The sequence below is a fragment of the Streptomyces yongxingensis genome (assembly GCF_055597465.1).
Genome location: NZ_CM145717.1, coordinates 7063570 through 7084664 on the forward strand (window position 1 = coordinate 7063570; position 21095 = coordinate 7084664).

Annotated in this window: 1 protein-coding gene and 1 pseudogene; both read left to right on the forward strand. The window is 74.1% G+C overall.

Annotated elements, in window-relative coordinates; all coding sequences use genetic code 11:
- Positions 1-15 precede the first annotated feature (15 nt).
- Positions 16-4989: pseudogene (locus ACZ6TD_RS30330) on the forward strand (type I polyketide synthase); the annotation flags it as partial.
- 259 nt (positions 4990-5248) lie between these two features.
- The gene (locus ACZ6TD_RS30335) at positions 5249-21052 is read left to right on the forward strand and encodes a type I polyketide synthase (RefSeq protein ID WP_471343250.1); all 15804 of its coding nucleotides are present in this window, start codon (positions 5249-5251) and stop codon (positions 21050-21052) included.
- Positions 21053-21095 lie beyond the last annotated feature (43 nt).

Below are 21095 nucleotides of genomic sequence, written 5' to 3' on the forward strand. Positions count from 1 at the left end.
ACGTCCATGGCGACTGCGAACGAAGCCAAGCTCCGCGAATATCTGAAGAAGGTCACCACCGACCTCACCGCCGCCCACCGGCGGCTCCAGGAGGCCGACGACCAGGCCCATGAGCCGATCGCCATCGTGGGCATGAGCTGCCGCTTCCCCGGAGGTGTCAGCACCCCCGAGGAGCTGTGGCAGCTCATGGCCTCCGGCGGTGAGGCGCAGACGGAGTTCCCGGCCGACCGCGGCTGGGACCTGGCGAACCTGTTCGACTCCGACCCGGACACCCCGGACACCACCTACACCCGCGAGGGTGGGTTCCTGGACGGCGCCACCCGGTTCGACGCGGCGTTCTTCGGGATCTCGCCGCGCGAGGCCATGGCGATGGACCCGCAGCAGCGGCTGCTGCTGGAGACGTCGTGGGAGGCGTTCGAGCGGGCCGGGATCGACCCGGCGTCCCTGCGCGGCAGCCGGACCGGTGTCTTCGCGGGCATGAACGCCTCCGACTACCTGACGGTGGCGCTCGACGCCGAGGACGACTTCGGCGGCCACCTCGGCACCGGCAACGCCGGCAGCGTCGTCTCCGGCCGGCTCTCCTACGTCTTCGGCCTGGAGGGCCCGGCCGTCACGGTGGACACGGCCTGCTCCGCGTCGCTGGTGGCGCTGCACCTGGCCGTCCAGTCGCTGCGGCTGGGCGAGTGCACGCTCGCCCTGGCGGGCGGCGTCCATGTGATGTCCACGCCGGGTCTGTTCATCGAGTTCAGCCGCCAGCGCGGGCTGTCCGAGGACGGCCGCTGCAAGGCGTTCTCGGCGGACGCCGACGGCTTCGGCCCGGCCGAGGGCGTGGGCGTCCTGCTGCTCGAGCGGCTCTCGGACGCCCGCCGCCTGGGCCACAAGGTGCTGGCCGTGGTGCGCGGCTCGGCCGTCAACCAGGACGGCGCGTCCAACGGTCTGACCGCGCCCAACGGCCCCTCCCAGCAGCGCGTCATCCAGCAGGCGCTGGCCAACGCGCGGCTGTCCGCGGGCGATGTGGACGTCGTGGAGGCCCACGGCACGGGCACCTCGCTGGGCGACCCGATCGAGGCACAGGCGCTGCTGGCCACCTACGGCCAGGACCGGCCCGGGGAACTGCCCCTGCTGCTCGGCTCGGTGAAGTCCAACATCGGCCACACCCAGGGCGCCGCGGGCATCGCCGGGGTGATGAAGATGGTGCTGGCGATGCAGCACGGGGTGGTCCCCGAGTCGCTGCACATCGCCGAGCCGTCCCCGCACATCGACTGGTCCTCGGGGAAGATCGCGCTGGTCAGGTCGGCCACGCCGTGGCCCGAGACCGGCCGTCCGCGCCGCGCGGGCATCTCCTCCTTCGGCTTCAGCGGCACCAACGCGCACACCATCGTCGAGCAGGCCCCCGCCGAGGAGCCGGGCCCGGTCGAGCTGGTGTCCAAGCAGCCGGGTGTGCTGCCGTGGGTGCTCTCCGGCAAGAGCGAGGCGGCGCTGCGCGCCCAGGCGTGGCGGCTGCTGGACCGGCTCCACGACGAACCGGCGCTGCGCCCGGTGGACATCGGCCTGTCGCTGGCCACCACCCGCGCCGCGCTGGACCACCGCGGTGTGGTCCAGGGCCGGGACCGCGAGGAACTGATGGCCGGGCTGACCGCACTCGCCGAGGGCGGTATGGCGGCCGGGGTGGAGCGGGGCACCGTGGTCGCCGGGCAGACGGCGTTCGTCTTCCCCGGGCAGGGGTCGCAGTGGGTGCGGATGGGCGTGGGGCTGATGGACGCCTCGCCCGTCTTCGCGGCCCACATCGAGGAGTGTGCGGCGGCGCTCGCGGAGTTCACCGACTGGTCGCTGGTCGATGTGTTGCGCGGCGCGGAGGGCGCGCCGTCGCTGGACCGGGTGGATGTGGTCCAGCCGGTGCTGTTCGCGGTGATGGTGTCGCTCGCGGAGCTGTGGCGTTCACTGGGCGTCGTCCCGGCCGCGGTGATCGGCCACTCGCAGGGCGAGATCGCCGCCGCGTGCGTGGCGGGAGCCCTGTCGCTGAAGGACGCGGCCCGTGTGGTGGCGCTGCGCAGCCAGGCCATTGGCCGGGTGCTGGCGGGCAAGGGCGGCATGGTGTCGGTGGCCCTCCCGGTGGCGGACGTGCGCGAGCGCATCGCGCCCTGGGGCGAGGAGCGGATCTCGATCGCGGCCGTCAACGGGCCGTCGTCGGTGGTCGTCTCCGGCGAGCCGACCGCGCTGGAGGAGCTGCTGGCGTCCTGTGAGGCCGATGAGGTGCGGGCCCGGCGGGTGCCGGTGGACTACGCCTCGCACTCGGCGCAGGTCGAGCTGTTGCGCGAGGAGCTGCTCGAGCTGCTGGCGCCCGTACAGCCGAAGAACGCCCAGGTGCCGTTCCTGTCGACGGTGACGGGGGAGTGGGTCGAGGGTCCGGAGCTGGACGCCGAGTACTGGTTCACCAACCTGCGGCGCACGGTTGAGCTGGAGGGCGCGGTCCGCCGTCTGCTGGACGAGGGCTTCGGGGTGTTCATCGAGTCCAGCGCCCACCCGGTGCTGACGATGGGTGTGCAGGAGACCGCCGAGGACGCCGGTGTGGACGCGGCCGCGATCGGGTCGCTGCGCCGTGACGAGGGCGGCCTGGACCGCTTCTGGGCCTCCGTCGGCGAGGCGTGGTCGCGGGGTGCGGCCGTGGACTGGGACGCGGTGTTCGACGGCACCGGCGCCCGCCGTGTCGAGCTGCCCACGTACGCCTTCCAGCAGCAGCGCTACTGGCCCGAGGCCGCGCCCGCGCGGGCGGCCGGGGAGAGCGGGCACGACGCCGTGGAGGCGAAGTTCTGGGCCGCCGTGGAGGCCGAGGACTGGCAGACGCTGGCCGCCGAGCTGACGGTCGAGGGCGACCAGCCCATGAGCGCCGTCCTGCCCGCCCTGGCGTCGTGGCGCAAGCAGGCCCGTGAGCGGTCCACGGTGGACGGCTGGCGCTACCGCGTGACGTGGAAGCCGCTCGCCGAGGAGCGGTCCGCGCGGCTGACCGGCGCGTGGCTCGTCGTCACGCCGGACACCGAGGCCACCGAGGACACCTGGACCGACGCCGTGGCCGGTGTGCTCGCCGAACGCGGCGCCGACGTGACGCGGATCGCCGTGGACACCGCCATCGACGGCCGGGAGGAGTTGGCCGGGCGGCTGCGCACGGCGCTCGCCGAGGCCGACGGCGCCGGGTTCGCCGGGGTGGTCTCGCTGCTGGCCCCGGCCGAGGGCGCCCACCCCGAGCACGCCTCCCTGCCCGCCGGAACGGCCGCCCAGCTCGCGCTGATCCAGGCCCTCGGCGACGCGGGGATCGGCGCGCCGCTGTGGTGCCTCACGCACGGCGCCGTCTCCGTGGGCGGCACGGACCGCCCGGCCGCGCCCGAGCAGGCCCTCGTCTGGGGCCTGGGCCGGGTGGCCGCGCTGGAGCACCTGGAGCGCTGGGGCGGTCTGATCGACCTGCCCGACACGCCCGACGAGCGCGCCCTGACCCGGCTGGTGGGCCTCCTCGCCGCCGACGGCGACGACGACCAGGCCGCGATCCGTGCCACCGGCGTCTTCGGGCCCCGCCTGGTGCGCGCCCCGCTGGCCGACACCTCCCCCGTACGGGCCTGGAAGCCGACCGGCACCACGCTGGTCACCGGCGGTACGGGACGGCTCGGCGCACAGGTCGCCCGGTGGCTGGCCCGCAACGGCGCCGACCATCTCGTCCTGGCGAGCCGCCGGGGCCCGGACGCCCCCGGGGCGGTCGAGCTGGAGGCCGAGCTGACCGGGCTCGGCGCCAAGGTCACCCTCGCCGCGTGCGATGTGACCGACCGCGCCGCGCTCGCCGAGACCCTCGCGGCCATCCCGGCCGACCAGCCGCTGACGGCCGTCGTGCACACCGCCGCCGTCATCGACGACGGGGTGATCGAGGGGCTGACCCCCGATCAGGTCGAGCGGGTGCTGCGGCTGAAGGTGGACGCCACACGCCATCTGCACGAGCTCACCCGGGAGCTGGATCTGACCGCGTTCGTGCTGTGCGCGCACTTCTCCGCCACCTTCGGCGCGCCCGGCCAGGGCAACCAGGCGCCCGGCAACGCCTTCCTGCACGCCTTCGCCGAGCAGCGCCGCGCGGACGGGCTGCCCGCCACCACGCTGACCTTCGGCCCGTGGGGCGACGGCGCCACGGTGGACGGCGCCGTGGGCGACCGGATGCGCCGCCACGGCATCAACGAGATGGCGCCGGAGCCCGCCACCGCCACGCTCCAGCACGCGCTGGACCGGGACGAGACCGCGCTGACCGTCATCGACATGGACTGGCGGCGCTTCACCCTCGCCTTCACCGCCGACCGGCCGCGTCCGCTGCTGCACGACCTGCCCGAGGCCCGTGAGGTCGTCGAGGAGATGGCCGCGGCCGAGACCGACGACGCGGGCGCCGCCGGTGCCGCCCTGGCCGGTCAGCTCGCCGGTCTGCCGGAGACCGAGCGGGAGCGGGTGCTGCTGGATCTGGTGCGCAGCGCGGTGGCCGCCGTGCTGGGCCACTCCGGCGCCCAGGCCATCGAGGCCGGCCGGGCCTTCAAGGAGTTGGGCTTCGACTCGCTGACCGCGGTCGAGCTCCGCAACCGGCTGGGCGCCGCGAGCGGGCTGAAGCTGCCGCCGAGCCTGATCTTCGACCACCCGACCCCGGCCGCCGTGGCCGCCTATCTGCGGGCCGGGATCGCGCCCGACGAGGCGGCCGATGGCACCGCGGTGCTCGAGGAACTCGACAAGCTGGAGTCCGCGCTCACCGGCACCGCGCCCGACAACATCACCCGGGCCCGGATCACCATGCGGCTCCAGTCGCTGCTGGCGAAGTGGAACGAGTCGGACGGTACGGCGGTCACCCCCGAGCCCGCCGCCGCGGCGGCGCCGGAGCGCCCGGCGAAGGACACGATGGACGCCGAACAGCTCCAGTCGGCCAGCGACGAAGAGCTCTTCGCATTCATCAACAAGGGCCTCGGAAGGGCTTGACGAGAATTTCGCTATTGACGTCGTATCCGATGTCGGCCAGGATTTTCTCTACCCTTCAATAGAGTTGTGAAATACCGGTTGCCCCCTATCGCTCCTTGGGTCTCCAGGGGGTCATAGGGGGCATCTAGGGGTTGTTGTGAGGGTTAGTTCGCACATAGCCTCTCAGCGAGAAGTCGACTGATTTGGTTGTTGGTTACCGGCTCCCGTTGAGGATCTGTGGAGCATTTCCGATGCCGTCTGCCGTAATTGGATTGCGTAAATGGCGAATGAAGAGACGCTGCGGGACTACCTCAAGCTGGTAACGGCGGATCTGCACCAGACTCGCCTCCGCCTGCAAGAGGCCGAGGCGAAGAACCACGACCCCATCGCCATCGTGGGGATCGGCTGCCGTTATCCCGGGGGCGTCCAATCGCCCGAGGACCTGTGGCGCATCGTCAGCGAGGGCGTCGACGCGGTCAGCGAGTTCCCGCTGGACCGCGGGTGGAATGTCGACACGATGTACCACCCGGACCCGGACCACCCCGGCACCAGCTATGTGCACGAGGGCGGATTCGTCGACGGCATAGCCGATTTCGACCCCTCCCTGTTCGGCATCAGCCCCCGGGAAGCGCTCGGCATGGACCCGCAGCAGCGGATGCTGCTGGAGACCTCCTGGGAGGCGTTCGAGCGCGCCGGAATCGACCCGGTCGCGGTGCGCGGCCGGCAGATCGGCGTCTTCGTCGGCACCAGCAATCACGATTACCTGGGCGCGATCCTCAGTTCCCATGAGAACTTCGAGGGTTACTTCGGCACCGGTAACGCCGCGAGCGTGGCCTCCGGCCGCCTTTCCTACACCTTCGGTTTCGAGGGCCCGGCCGTCACCGTCGACACCGCCTGCTCCTCCTCGCTGGTGGCGCTCCACCTCGCCGTCCAGGCGCTGCGCAACGGCGAATGCTCGCTCGCGCTCGCCGGTGGCGCCACCCTGATGTGCGCGCCCGGCGTCTTCGTCGACTACAGCAAGATGCGCGGACTGGCCCTGGACGGCCGCTCCAAGCCCTTCGCCCCGGAGGCCGACGGCTTCTGCCTGGGCGAGGGCGTCGGCATGCTGCTCGTCGAGCGGCTGTCGGACGCCCAGCGCAAGGGCCACCCGGTGCTCGCCGTGGTCCGCGGCTCCGCCGTCAACCAGGACGGCGCCAGCAACGGCCTCACCTCGCCCAACGGCCCCTCGCAGCAGCGCGTCATCCTCCAGGCGCTGGCCAACGCCCGGCTCAGCCCCGACCAGGTGGACGCCGTCGAGGCCCATGGCACCGGCACCGCCCTCGGCGACCCGATCGAGGCGCAGGCGCTGCTGGCCACCTACGGCCAGGGCAGGCCCGAGGGCAAACCGCTGCTCATCGGCTCCATCAAGTCCAACATCGGCCACGCCCAGGCGGGCGCCGGCGTCGGCGGCGTCATCAAGATGGTCATGGCGATGCGGCACGGTGTGCTGCCAAAGACCCTCCACCTCACCGAGCCCACCCCGCACGTCGACTGGACGGCCGGGGACGTCGAACTGCTCACCGCCCCCCGCGAGTGGCCCAAGGACCCCGAGGGCGCCACCCCGCGCCGCGCGGGCGTCTCGTCGTTCGGCATGAGCGGCACCAATGTGCACACCATCCTCGAGGAGGCCCCGGCCCCCGCGGCCCCCGTCGGACACGCCGAGGGCGACGACCCGGAGCGGGCCGAGCCGCCCCTCGTCCCGGTCGTACTGTCCGGCAAGAACGAGCAGGCGCTGCGCGCCCAGGCCCTGCGGCTGCGGACCCATCTGGCCGCCCACCCCGGCCACCGCCTCGCCGACATCGGCTACTCCCAGGCCGTCACCCGCGCCGCCCTCGACCGCCGCGCCGCGGTCGTCGCGGCCGACCACGACGAGCTCCTCGCGGGCCTGGACGCGGTCGCCGAGGGCCGCCACCACCCCGAGGTGACCGAGGGTCTCGCCGCCGAGGGCAAGGTCGCGTTCCTCTTCACCGGCCAGGGCAGCCAGCGGCTCGGCATGGGCCGTGAGCTGTACGCGGCCTACCCGGTGTTCGCCGAGGCGCTGGACGCGGTCTGCGCCCAGCTCGACCGCTTCCTCGACCGGCCGCTGAAGGACGTGCTGTTCGGCGACGACGCCGCCACGCTCGACCGGACCGGCTACACCCAGCCCGCGCTGTTCGCCGTCGAGGTGGCGCTCTTCCGGCTCGTCGAATCCTGGGGGCTGCGGCCCGACTTCCTCTCCGGCCACTCCATCGGCGAGCTCACCGCCGCCCATGTCGCCGGGGTGCTCTCGCTCACCCACGCCTGCGCCCTGGTGGCCGCGCGCAGCCAACTGATGCAGCAACTCCCCACCGGCGGCGCGATGATCGCGGTGCAGGCGGCGGAGGACGAGGTGACGCCGCTGCTGACCGAGCGGGTGTCCATCGCCGCCATCAACGGCCCCACGTCGGTCGTCATCGCCGGTGACGAGGACGCGGCGGTGGAGATCGCCGCCTCGTTCGAGGCGAAGGGCCGCAAGACCAAGCGGCTCACCGTCAGCCACGCCTTCCACTCCCCGCACATGGACGGGATGCTGGAGAACTTCCGTCAGGTGGCCGAGCGGCTGACCTACGAGGCTCCGAAGATCCCGATCGTCTCCAACCTCACCGGCACCCTGGTGGGCGCCGACGAGATCTCCACGCCCGAGTTCTGGGTCCGCCACGTCCGTGAGGCCGTCCGCTTCCTCGACGGCGTGCGCCGCCTTGAGGACCACGGCGTGACCACGTACCTGGAACTCGGCCCCGACGGGGTGCTCTCCGCCATGGCCCAGGAGTGCGTGAGCGGCGGCCGGAACCGCACGTTCGCCTTCCTGCCCGCCCTGCGCTCCGGCCGCCCCGAGGCCCGCACCCTGAGCAACGCGCTCGCCCAGGCCCACGTCCGCGGCCTGCCCGTGGACTGGGCCAGGTACTACGCGGGCACCGGCGCCCGCCGCGTCGAGCTGCCCACCTACGCCTTCCAGCGGCAGCGCTACTGGCCCGCCAACCCCTTCTCGTACGGCGCCGACTCCGCCGCCGCCGAGGCCGCCGCACCGGCCGTGGCCGACGCCCGGTTCTGGGAGGTCGTGCACAGCGAGGACCTGGCCGCCCTGGTCGACACCCTCGGCCTCGACGGCGACCAGCCCCTCAGCGAGGTGCTGCCCGTCCTGTCCGCGTGGCGCCGGCAGAGCCACGTGGACACCACCGTGGACGGCTGGCGCTACCGCGTCACCTGGACGCCGCTGCCGCAGGCCCAGGACAAGCCGCTCACCGGCACCTGGCTCGTGGTCACCCCCGAGGGGCGCGCCGACGACCCCTGGGTGGCGGAGCCGCTGCGGCTGCTGGCCGAACGCGGCGTCACCGTCCACCGGATCGACGTCGACGGCGCCACCGCCGACCGCGCCGCCCTCGCCGAGCGGATGCGCACCGCCGTGAACCCGGACCCGGCGGCCGAGGCCCCGCGCGTCGACGGTGTGCTCTCCCTGCTCGGCCTGGACGAGCGCCCGCACGACCGGCACCCCTCCCTCACCGCCGGCCTCGCGGGCACCCTCACCCTCGTCCAGGCCCTCGGCGACGCCGACCTCGACGCCCCGCTGTGGGCCGCCACCCGCGGCGCGGTCTCCGTCGGCCGCTCCGACCGGCTCACCAGCCCCGAACAGGCCCAGATCTGGGGCCTGGGCCGCACCGCCGCCCTCGAACACCCCGAGCGCTGGGGCGGTCTGATCGACCTGCCCGAGACCGCCGACGACCGCGCCCTCGGGCGGCTCGCCGACATCCTCGCCGGGCCCGAGGGCATCAGCGGCGAGGACCACCTCGCCATCCGCCCGCAGGGCATCCACGTCCGCCGGCTGGCCCGCGCACCGCACCACGAGACCACCGACGACGGCTGGACCACCCACGGCACCGCGCTGATCACCGGCGGCACCGGCGCCCTCGGCGGCCATGTGGCCCGCTGGCTCGTGGCCCACGGCGCCCAGCACATCCTGCTCACCAGCCGTCGTGGCCCCGACGCGCCCGGCGCCGCCGAGCTGCGGGACGAACTCACCGCCCTCGGCGCCCAGGTGACCGTCGCCGCCTGCGACGTGGCCGACCGCGACGCCCTCGCCGGGCTGCTGGCGACCGTCCCCGCGGACCTCCCGCTGACCACGGTCGTCCACGCCGCCGGAGTGCTGGACGACGGGGTGCTCGACGCCCAGACCCCGCGGCGCATGGCCGATGTGCTGCGCGCCAAGGCCGACTCCGCCCGCCATCTGCACGAGCTCACCCGCGGCCTCGACCTGTCCGCCTTCGTGCTCTTCTCCTCCATGGCCGCCACCTTCGGCGCCGCCGGACAGGCCAACTACGTGGCCGCCAACGCCTACCTCGACGCGCTCGCCGAACAGCGCCGCGCCGAGGGCCTGCCCGCCACCTCGATGGCCTGGGGCGCCTGGGCCGACGGCGGCATGGCCACCGACGAGCTGGTGTCCGAGCGGCTCCGGCAGTCCGGGCTGCCCGCCCTCGCTCCCGAACCGGCCACCGCCGCGCTCGGGGCCGCGCTCGATCTCGACGAGACCTTCTCCCTCGTCGTCGACATCGAATGGGACCGCTTCGCGCCCGGCCTCTCCGGCCACCGCCCGAACCCGCTGCTCGCCGACCTCTCCGAGGCGAAGCGCGCGATCGAGGTGGCGCGCACCGCCACCGGTGGCCCCGCCATCCCCGGACAGCCCACATCGCTGGCTCAGCGGCTGACCGACGCCGGGACCGACGAGGAACGCGACCAGATAGCCCTGGACTTCGTCCGCACCCAGGTGGCCGTCGTCCTCGGCCACCCCGGGCCGGACTCGGTGGAGCCCAGCCGCGCCTTCCGCGACCTCGGCTTCGACTCGCTGACCGCCGTCGAGATCCGCAACCTGCTGTCCACGCTCACCGGGCTGAAGCTGCCCGCCACCATCATCTTCGACTACCCCACTCCGATCGCCCTCGCCGACCACCTCCAGGCCGAACTCATCGGCTCGCGCCCGGCGGTGACCGGTGCGTCGTCGGTGGGCGTGGCCCTGGACGACGACCCCATCGCGATCGTCGGCATGAGCTGCCGCTTCCCCGGTGGTGTGCGGTCGCCGGAGGAGCTGTGGCGGCTCCTGGCGTCCGGGCAGGACGCGGTGACGGGCTTCCCCGCCGACCGCGGCTGGGACCTGGAGACGCTGTACGACCCGGAGGGCGCGGGCGAGCACACCACTTACGTCCGCGAGGGCGGATTCCTCGCCGACGCCGCCGAGTTCGACCCCGTCTTCTTCGGCATCTCGCCGCGCGAGGCCCTGGCCATGGACCCGCAGCAGCGGTTGCTGCTGGAGACCTCGTGGGAGGCGTTCGAGCGGGCCGGGATCGATCCGACCACGCTGCGCGGCCGGCAGGTCGGCGTGTTCGCCGGCACCAACGGCCAGGACTATCTGCCCGTGATCCTCTCCGCCCCCGATGGCTCGGAAGGCTTCATGGGGACGGGTAACGCGGCCAGTGTGATGTCGGGTCGGGTGGCGTATGCGTTGGGTCTTGAGGGTCCGGCGGTGACGGTGGATACGGCGTGTTCGTCGTCGTTGGTGGCGTTGCACTGGGCGATTCAGGCGTTGCGGGCGGGTGAGTGCTCGTTGGCGTTGGCCGGTGGTGTGACGGTGATGTCGACGCCGGGGTCGTTCGTGGACTTCAGTCGTCAGCGTGGGCTGGCTGCTGATGGGCGGATCAAGGCGTTCGCGGCGGGTGCGGATGGCACGGGTTGGGGCGAGGGTGTGGGCATGCTGCTCGTGGAGCGGCTGTCGGATGCCCGGCGCAACGGGCATGAGGTGCTGGCGGTCGTGCGTGGCAGCGCGATCAACCAGGACGGTGCCAGCAACGGCCTCACCGCGCCGAACGGTCCGTCGCAGCAGCGGGTGATCCGGCAGGCGCTGGCGGGTGCGGGGTTGTCGGCGTCCGAGGTGGACGCGGTGGAGGCGCATGGCACGGGCACCAGGCTGGGCGACCCGATCGAGGCACAGGCGCTGCTGGCCACGTACGGGCAGGAGCGGGACGCCGAGCGGCCGCTGTGGCTCGGGTCCATCAAGTCCAACTTCGGCCATACGCAGGCCGCCGCCGGTGTCGCCGGTGTGATGAAGATGGTGCTGGCCATCCAGCACGGACTGCTGCCGCGGACCCTCAACGTCGATGAGCCCACCCCGCACGTGGACTGGTCGGCGGGCGCCGTGTCGCTGCTGACCGAGGCGCGGGAGTGGCCGGAGACCGGCCGTCCGCGCCGGGCCGCGGTGTCCTCGTTCGGCATCAGCGGCACCAACGCGCACACCATCATCGAGCAGGCCCCGGTGTACGCGGACGAGACCGAGGACACGGCGCCCGCCGCCGCGCCCCGATCCGGCCTCCCCGCCACCTGGGTGCTCTCCGCCAAGTCCCCCGAGGGCCTGCGCGACCAGGCCGTACGGCTGCGCGCCCACCTCGACGAGCGGCCCGAGCTGGACCTCACCGACGTGGCGTTCACGCTCGCCACGCGCCGTACCGCCTTCGAGGAGCGCGCGGCGCTGGTCGCCGAGGACCGGGACGGGCTGCTGTCCGGCCTGGCGGCGCTCGCCGAGGGCCGCACGGCGGCCGGGCTCGTGCGGGGCGCGGTGGCCGGTGGCCGGGTGGCGTTCCTGTTCACCGGGCAGGGCAGCCAGCGGCTCGGCATGGGCCGTGAGCTGTACGACGGGTACCCGGCCTTCGCGGAGGCGCTGGACGAGGTGTGCGCGCATCTGGACGGGCACCTGGAGCGGCCGTTGCGGGAGGTGCTGTTCGGCGAGGACGCTGAGGCGCTGGACCAGACGGGGTTCACTCAGCCCGCGCTGTTCGCGGTCGAGGTGGCGCTGTTCCGGCTGGTCGAGGCGTGGGGTCTGAAGGCGGACTTCCTCTCCGGGCATTCGATCGGTGAGTTGGCCGCCGCGCATGTGGCGGGTGTGTTGTCGCTGGCGGATGCTGCGAAGTTGGTGGCGGCGCGTGGGCGGTTGATGCAGGAGCTTCCGGCCGGTGGCGCGATGATCGCTGTCCAGGCGTCCGAGGACGAGGTGCTGCCGCTGCTGACCGAGCGGGTCTCGATCGCCGCGCTCAATGGGCCGTCGTCGGTGGTCATCGCGGGTGATGAGGACACGGCTCTGGAGATCGCGGCGGCCTTCGAGGCGCAGGGTCGGAAGACCAAGCGGCTCACCGTCAGCCACGCCTTCCACTCGCCGCGCATGGACGGGATGCTGGAGGCGTTCCGCGAGGTGGCGCAGGGGCTGTCGTACGAGGCCCCGCGCATCCCGATCGTCTCCAACCTCACCGGGAACGTGGTCTCCGCCGAGGAGATCACCAGCCCGGACTTTTGGGTGCGTCACGTCCGTGAGGCCGTCCGCTTCCTCGATGGCGTCCGGACATTGGAGGCCCAGGGCGTCACCACGTATCTCGAGCTCGGCCCCGACGGCGTGCTCACCGCCATGGCCCAGGACTGCGTGGCCGACTCCGAGGCCGACACCGCCTTCGCCGCCGTGCTGCGCAAGGACCGCCCCGAGGCCGAGGCACTGCTGTCGGCCGTCGCGCGGGCGCATGTGCGTGGCGTGGCGGTGGACTGGGCGGCGTACTACGCCCGTACCGGCGCCACACAGGTCGTGCTGCCCACCTATGCCTTCCAGCGGCAGCGCTACTGGCCGAAGGTCTCGTCGCTGTTCCTCGGCGACGTGGCCGCGGTCGGGCTGGGCGAGGCCGAGCATCCGCTGCTCGGTGCCAGCGCCGAACTGCCCGACGCGGACGGGATGTTGTTCACCGGGCGGCTGGCGCTGTCCACGCACCCGTGGCTCGCGGACCACACCATCCTGGACACCGTGCTGCTGCCCGGCACCGCGTTCGTGGAGCTGGCGATCCGCGCCGGGGACCAGGTCGGCTGCGACTACCTGGAGGAGCTGACCCTCGAGGCGCCGCTGGTGCTGCCCGCGCAGGGCGGTGTCCAGCTCCGGCTGTCGGTCGGTGCGGCCGACGGGACGGGCCGCCGTCCGCTGTCGCTGCACTCCCGGTTGGAGAGCCTGCCCGCCGAGGAGCCGTGGACCCGGCACGCCACCGGTGTCCTGGCGTCCGGCGGCCGTCCGGAGGCGTCGTTCGAGCTGAGCGCATGGCCTCCGGCGGACGCGACCGAGGTGGAGCTGGACGGCCGCTACGAGGGTCTGCGGGACATCGGTTTCGCCTACGGCCCCGCGTTCCAGGGGCTGCGCAGGGCGTGGCAGCGCGGCGGCGAAGTGTTCGCCGAGGTGGCGCTGGACGAGGAGACGGCCGAGGAGGCCGCCGCGTTCGGGCTGCACCCGGCGCTGCTGGACTCCGCCCTGCACGCCATCGGGATGGGCGGCCTGGGCAACACGGGCGGCGAAGGACGGCTGCCGTTCGCCTGGACCGGCGTGTCGCTGTACGCGAGCGGCGCCTCGGCGCTGCGGGTACACCTGACCCCCGCCGGCACCGACGGCGTCCGGCTGGAGATCGCCGACACCACCGGCGCGCCGGTCGCGGCCGTCGAGACGCTCGGGCTGCGCCCGGTCTCGGCCGAGCAGTTGCGGAGCGCGCGCACGGCCTACCACGAGTCGCTGTTCCGTCTGGAGTGGGCGACCACGGCCGGGCTCGCCGACGCGGCCGGGGCCGATGTGCCGGCCGACGGCCGGTGGGCGGTGCTGGGCGCCGATCCGCTCGGGCTCGGGACCACGGCGTACGGGGACATCGAGACGCTGGCCGGGGCGGTCGCCGCGGGCACGGCGCCCGCGCCCGAGTACGTCGTCGTGTCGCCGTCCGCCGAGGTCGGTGAGCAGGTGGCCCGTGCGGCGCACCGTGCCGCCGCCGCGGCGCTCTCCGTCGTCCAGCGGTGGCTGGAGGAGGAGCGGTTCGGGGACGCCCCGCTGGTCGTGGTGACGCGTGGCGCGGTGGCCGTCGGGACGGATGAGCCGGTGGCGGATCTGGCCGGTGCGGCCGTCTGGGGTCTGCTGCGCTCGGCGCAGTCGGAGAACCCGGGCCGCTTCGTGCTGGTGGACACCGATGGCGCGGACGAGTCGCTGCGGGCGCTGCCCGCCGCCCTGGCCTCGGGCGAGCCGCAGTTGGCGATCCGCGCGGGCGCGGTGTCCGTGCCGCGGCTGGCGCGGGTGGCCGTGGAGCCGGAGGGCGACGACGCCCGGGACCTCGACGCCGAGGGCACGGTGCTGGTGACCGGCGCGTCCGGTTCGCTGGGCGGGCTGGTGGCGCGGCATCTGGTGGCCGAGCGTGGCGTACGGCATCTGCTGCTGGTGAGCCGTCGCGGCGACCAGGCACCGGGTGCGGAGGAACTCAGCGCCGAGCTGGTCGCGTTGGGCGCCCAGGTGGCGTGGGCGGCGTGTGATGTGGCGGACCGGGACGCGCTCGCCGCGGCCCTCGCCGCCGTCCCCGCCGAGCATCCGCTGACGGCCGTCGTGCACACCGCCGGTGTGCTGGACGACGGTGTGATCGGTTCCCTCACCTCCGAGCGCGTCGACCACGTCCTGCGCCCGAAGGTGGACGCGGCCTGGAACCTCCACGAGCTCACCCGCGACCTCGACCTGACCGCCTTCGTGCTGTTCTCGTCCTCCTCGGGTGTGTTCGGCGGCCCGGGCCAGGGCAACTACGCCGCCGCCAACGCCTTCCTGGACGCCCTCGCCCGCCACCGTGCCGCCCAGGGCCTGCCCGCCACCGCGCTCGCGTGGGGCCTGTGGGCCGGGGCCGGTATGGGCAGCACCCTGGACGAGGCCGACATCGCCCGGATGCGGCGCGCCGGACTGCCGCCGCTGCCGGTGGCCGAGGGCCTCGCGCTGCTCGACACCGCGCTGACCGTCTCCCAGGCGTCGCTGGTGCCGATGCGGGTGGACCTCGCCGCCCTGCGCACCCAGGCCGCCAGTGGGGCGGTCTCGCCCCTGTTCCGCGGTCTGGTGCGGATTCCGGCGCGGCGCGCGGTGGACGCGGTCGCGGCGGGCGGCGAGACCGGTCTCGCCGGGCGGCTGGCCGGGCTGTCCGAGCCCGAGCAGGAGCGGCTGCTGCTGGACCTGGTCCGGGCGCAGGTGGCCACCGTGCTCGGCTACGCGGGTGCGGAGACCATCGGTTCGGGCCGGGCGTTCAAGGAGCTGGGCTTCGACTCGCTGACCGCTGTCGAGCTGCGCAACCAGCTCAACTCGGTCACCGGGCTGCGGTTGCCCGCCACGCTCATCTTCGACTACCCGGACCCGCAGGTCCTGGCCCGCCATCTGCGGACCGAGCTGGTGGGCGAGGAGTCGGCGGAGGTGCACACGCCGGTGCCGGTCGTGGCCGCCACCGACGACGAGCCCATCGCCATCGTCGCGATGAGCTGCCGCTACCCCGGCGGGGTCACCACCCCCGAGGAGCTGTGGCAACTGCTCGCCGCGGGCGAGGACGGCATCTCCCGCTTCCCCGACAACCGCGGCTGGGACCTCGAGGCGCTCTACGACCCGGATCCGGAGACCCAGGGCACCTCCTACGCCCGCGAGGGCGGATTCCTGCACGACGCCGCCGAGTTCGACCCGGCGTTCTTCGGCATCTCGCCGCGTGAGGCGCTGGCCATGGACCCGCAGCAGCGGCTGCTGCTGGAGACCTCCTGGGAGGCGTTCGAGCGCGCCGGGATCGACCCGCTGTCGGTGCGCGGCAGCAGGACCGGTGTGTTCGCGGGCGTCATGTACCACGACTACGGGTCCCGGCTGCACGCCGTCCCGAACGAGGTCGAGGGCTATCTCGGCACCGGCAGCTCCAGCAGCGTGGTGTCCGGCCGGGTGGCGTACACCTTCGGTCTGGAGGGCCCGGCCGTCACGGTCGACACGGCGTGTTCGTCGTCGCTGGTGGCGCTGCACCTGGCGGCGCAGGCGCTGCGCCAGGGCGAGTGCTCGCTGGCGCTGGCCGGCGGTGTCACGGTGATGTTCACCCCGGGTACGTTCATCGACTTCAGCCGCCAGCGCGGACTGGCCAGGGACGGCCGCTGCAAGTCCTTCGCGGCCGCCGCCGACGGCACCGGCTGGGGCGAGGGCGCGGGCATGCTGCTCCTGGAGCGGCTGTCGGACGCCCGTCGACACGGCCACGAGGTGCTGGCGATCGTGCGCGGCTCGGCCGTCAACCAGGACGGCGCGTCCAACGGTCTGACGGCGCCCAACGGCCCGTCCCAGCAGCGCGTCATCCGGCAGGCCCTCGCCAACGCCCGCCTGACCACCGGTGAGGTGGACGTCGTCGAGGCGCACGGCACCGGCACCACGCTGGGCGACCCGATCGAGGCGCAGGCGCTGCTGGCCACCTACGGCCGGGAGCGGGACGCGGAGCGGCCGCTGTGGCTGGGTTCGGTGAAGTCCAACCTGGGGCACACGCAGGCCGCCTCCGGTGTCGCGGGTGTCATCAAGATGGTGCTGTCGATGCGGCACGGCCTGCTGCCGCGGACGCTGCACGTGGACGAGCCGTCGCCGCACGTGGACTGGTCGGCGGGCGCGGTGTCGCTGCTGACCGAGGCGCGGGAGTGGCCGGAGACCGGCCGTCCGCGCCGGGCCGCGGTGTCCTCGTTCGGCATCAGCGGCACCAACGCCCACGCCATCATCGAGCAGCCGCCCGCCCCGGAGCCGAGCGAGCCCGCGGCGGAGCCCGAGGCCCTGCCGTACGTGCCCGTGCTGCTGTCGGCCCGTACCGAGGACGGTGTGCGGGCCCAGGCGCGGCGGCTGCGGTCGCGGATCGCCGCCGAACCCCGGGCCTCCCTCACCGACCTGGGCTTCTCGCTCGCCACGACCCGCGCCGCGCTGGAACACCGCGTCGCGCTGGTGGCCGAGGGCCATGACGAGGCGCTGGCGGCGCTGGACGCGCTGGCGCGCGGTGAGCACCCGGCGCAGGCGCTGCGCGGGGTGGCCACCGAGGGCAAGGTGGCGTTCCTGTTCACCGGGCAGGGCAGCCAGCGGCTCGGCATGGGCCGTGAGCTGTACCGGACGTTCCCGCGCTTCGCGGAGGCGCTGGACGAGGTGTGCGACGCGCTGGACCCGCACCTCGAACAGCCGCTGAAGACCGTGCTGTTCGGCGAGGACGCCCGGACCCTGGACCGCACCGGGGTCACCCAGCCCGCGCTGTTCGCGGTCGAGGTGGCGCTGTTCCGGCTGGTCGAGGCGTGGGGTCTGAAGGCGGACTACCTGTCCGGCCACTCCATCGGCGAGCTGGCCGCCGCGCATGTGGCGGGCGTGTTCTCGCTCGCCGACGCGTGTGCGCTGGTGGCCGCCCGTGGCCGGCTGATGGAGGAACTGCCCGCCGGTGGCGCGATGATCGCCGTTCAGGCGTCCGAGGACGAGGTGGCGCCGCAGCTCACCGACCGCGTGAGCATCGCCGCCCTCAACGGCCCGAACTCCGTGGTCATCGCGGGCGACGAGGACGCGGCGACGGAGATCGCCGCCTCGTTCGAGGCGAAGGGCCGCAAGACCAAGCGGCTCACCGTCAGCCACGCCTTCCACTCGCCGCACATGGACCCGATGCTCGCGGACTTCCGCAAGCTGGCCGAGGGCCTGACCTTCAACGCCCCGAAGATCCCGCTGGTGTCCTGCCTGACCGGCACCGTGGTCTCCGCCGACGAGATCCGCCTGCCGGACTTCTGGGTGCGCCACGTCCGCGAGCCCGTCCGCTTCGCCGACGGTGTCCGCACCCTGCGCGAGCAGGGCGTGACCACGTATCTGGAGCTCGGCCCGGACGGGGTGCTCTCCGCGATGGGCGAGGACTGCCTCGCCGAGACGGAGACCGGGACCGGAATTGGGGCCGGGACCGGAACCGGGACCGACGGCGGTGTGGACGCCGACGCGGTGTTCGTTCCCACCCTGCGTGGTGACCGCCCCGAGGCCCAGGCGCTCGCCACCGCCCTCGCCCACGTCCATGTCCGCGGCGCGGCCCCGGACTGGGCGGCGGTCTACGCCGGGCGCGGCGCCCGCCGCGTGGAGCTGCCCACCTACGCCTTCCAGCGCCAGCGCTACTGGCTCGACGTGGGCATCTCCGTCGAGGACGTGATCTCCGCGGGCCTCGACACGGCCGACCATCCGCTGCTGGGCGCGGCGGTGGAACTCCCCGACACCGGTGGCTTCGTGTTCACCGGACGGCTGTCGCTGCTCACCCACCCCTGGCTGGCCGACCACGCCGTCATGGACACCGTGCTGCTGCCCGGCACCGCCTTCGTGGAACTCGCCCTGCGCGCCGGCCACGAGGCGGGCTGTGACACGGTCGAGGAGCTGACCCTTCAGGCCCCGCTGGTCCTGCCCGAACAGGGCGCCGTCCAGCTGCGGCTGGAGCTCGCGGCGGCCGACGAGACCGGGCGGCGCCCGCTGACCCTGCACTCCCGCCGGGAGGACGTGCCCGCCGACGAGCCGTGGATCCGCCACGCCACCGGCTTCCTCGCCCCGAGCGCCCAGGGTGCCCCGGTCGAGGACGCCGCCGAGCAGGTGGACCTGAGCGCCTGGCCCCCGGCCGACGCGACGGCCCTGGCGACCGAGGAGTTCTACGCGGGCGCGGCCGCCGCCGGACTCGGCTACGGCCCGGTCTTCCAGGGGCTGCACGCCGCCTGGCGGCGCGGCGAGGAGCTGTTCGCCGAGATCCGGCTGCCCCAGGGCTTTGAGCCGCAGGCCGCCGCGTACGGGGTGCACCCGGCGCTGCTGGACGCCGCCCTGCACACCCTCGGCCTCGACCCGGAGGGCGAGGAGAGCGAGGGGGCGCGGCTGCCGTTCGCCTGGACCGGCGTACGGCTGGACGCCGGGGGCGCCGCATCGCTGCGCGTACGGCTGCGGCCCGGCGCCGACGGGGTGTCGCTGCACCTCGCCGACGGCACCGGCGCCGCCGTGGCCACCATCGACGGCCTGGTGCTGCGCCCGCTGGCGGCCGAGCAGCTCGACGCCTCGCGCGCCGCGCACCACGAGTCGCTGTTCCGCCCCGAGTGGGCGCCCCTGCCCGCGTCCGCCACCGGCATCCCGCTCGGCGAGCGCTGGGTCACCCTCGGCGCCGCCACCGGCTTCACCGTCGGCGGCGAGCGGCTGGACGACCACGCGGACCTCGCGGCGCTCGCCGCCTCCCTCGACGGTGGCGCGTCCGCCCCCGACGTGGTCGTGGCGCCGCTCACGGGCGCGGCGTCCCTCACGGGCGTGGCGTCCCTCACCGCGACCGACGGCGCGGCGCCTCTCACCGGGACCGGCAGCGTGGCGCCTCTGCGCGCGACCGACGGCGCGGCGTCCCTGCCCGCCACGGACCGCGCGGCGCTCCTGCCCGCCACGGACGGTACGGCTTCCCTCTCCGCCACCGGCGGCATCGCGTCCGTGCCCGACACCGCGAGGACCGCCGCCCGGGACGCCCTGGACCTGGTCCAGAACTGGCTGAACGACCAGCGGCTCGCCGACACCCGGCTCGTCCTCGTCACCCGGGGCGCGGTCGCGGCGGTCCCCGGCGAGGACGTCGCCGACCTGGCCCACACCACCGCGTGGGGCCTGGTGAAGTCCGCGCAGTCGGAGAACCCCGGCCGCTTCGTCCTGGTGGACACCGACGGCACCGACGCCTCCCAGCGGGCCCTGCCGTCGGTGCTCGCCACCGACGAACCGCAGCTCGCCCTGCGCTCCGGCACCGGCCACGCCTACCGGCTCGCCCGGGTCCCGGCCCTGGCGGACACCCCCGAGCCGACCGGACTCGGCGACCCGGAGGGCACCGTGCTGCTGAGCGGCGCCACCGGTGCCCTCGGCGGACTCTTCGCCCGCCACCTGGTGGCGGAACGTGGCGTACGGCATCTGCTGCTGGTCAGCCGCCGCGGTGGCGAGGCCCCGGGCGCGGCCGAACTCGCCGCCGAGCTGGGCGCGTTGGGCGCCGAGGTCACCTGGGCGGCCTGTGACACCGCCGACCGGGACGCCCTGGCCGCCACCCTCTCGGCCATCCCGGCGGAGCACCCGCTGACCGCCGTGGTGCACACCGCGGGCGTCCTGGACGACGGGGTGATCAGCTCGCTGACCGGTGAGCGGATCGACACCGTGCTGCGCCCCAAGGTGGACGCGGCGTGGAACCTCCACGAGCTCACCCGCGACCTCGACCTGGCCGCGTTCGTGCTCTTCTCCTCGGCCGCCGGTGCCTTCGGCAGCTCGGGCCAGGGCAACTACGCCGCGGCCAACACCTTCCTGGACGCGCTCGCCCAGCACCGCCACGCCCAGGGCCTGCCCGCGAGCTCGCTCGCCTGGGGCCTGTGGGCGGCGGCCGACGGCATGGCCGGAAGCCTCGACACCTCCGATGTCACCCGCATCTCGCGCGGTGGCTTCGCGGCGCTCGGACAGGACGAGGGCCTGGCGCTGTTCGACGTGGCGGCCACCCTGCCCGAGCCCGTGCTGGTACCGATCCGCGTCGACACGGGCGCGCTGCGCGGCCAGGCCGCCGCGGGGCTGCTGCCGCCGCTGCTGCGCGGCCTGGTCCGCACCCCCGTACGGCGCTCCGCCGACACCGGGGCCACCGGCGCGGCCGGTGGCGGGGCCCTGGCCGACTCCGGCGCGGGCTCGCTCGCGGCACGGCTCTCCGGGCTCTCGGAGACCGAACGCGACCGTGAGCTGCTGGAGGTCGTCCGCGGCCATGTGGCAGCCGTCCTCGGCCACGCCACCCCGGACGACGTGGACGCCGGCCGCGGCTTCCTCGACCTGGGCTTCGACTCGCTCACCGCCGTGGATCTGCGCAACCGACTGGGCGCCGCCGCCGGGCTGCGCCTGCCGGTCACGCTGATCTTCGACTACCCGACGCCCACCGCGCTCGCCGGGTATCTGCGCGAGGAGCTGGGCTTGGACGGCGCGGCCGGACACCAGCCCGTACACGCGGAGCTCGACAAGCTCGAGGCGATCCTCGCCACGATCGCCCCGGACGACATCGAGCGCCCCGGCATCACCACCCGCCTGCGCGACCTCCTGTCGAAGTGGAATGAAACGCAAAGTGCTACGGACAGCACCGCAGAAGACCGTGAAATCCAGTCCGCGACGGCAGACGAGATCTTCGATCTCCTCGACGACGAGCTCGGGCTCTCCTGACCTGCTCCACAAGAGCTCATCGACTCACCTCAGCACCGCGGGG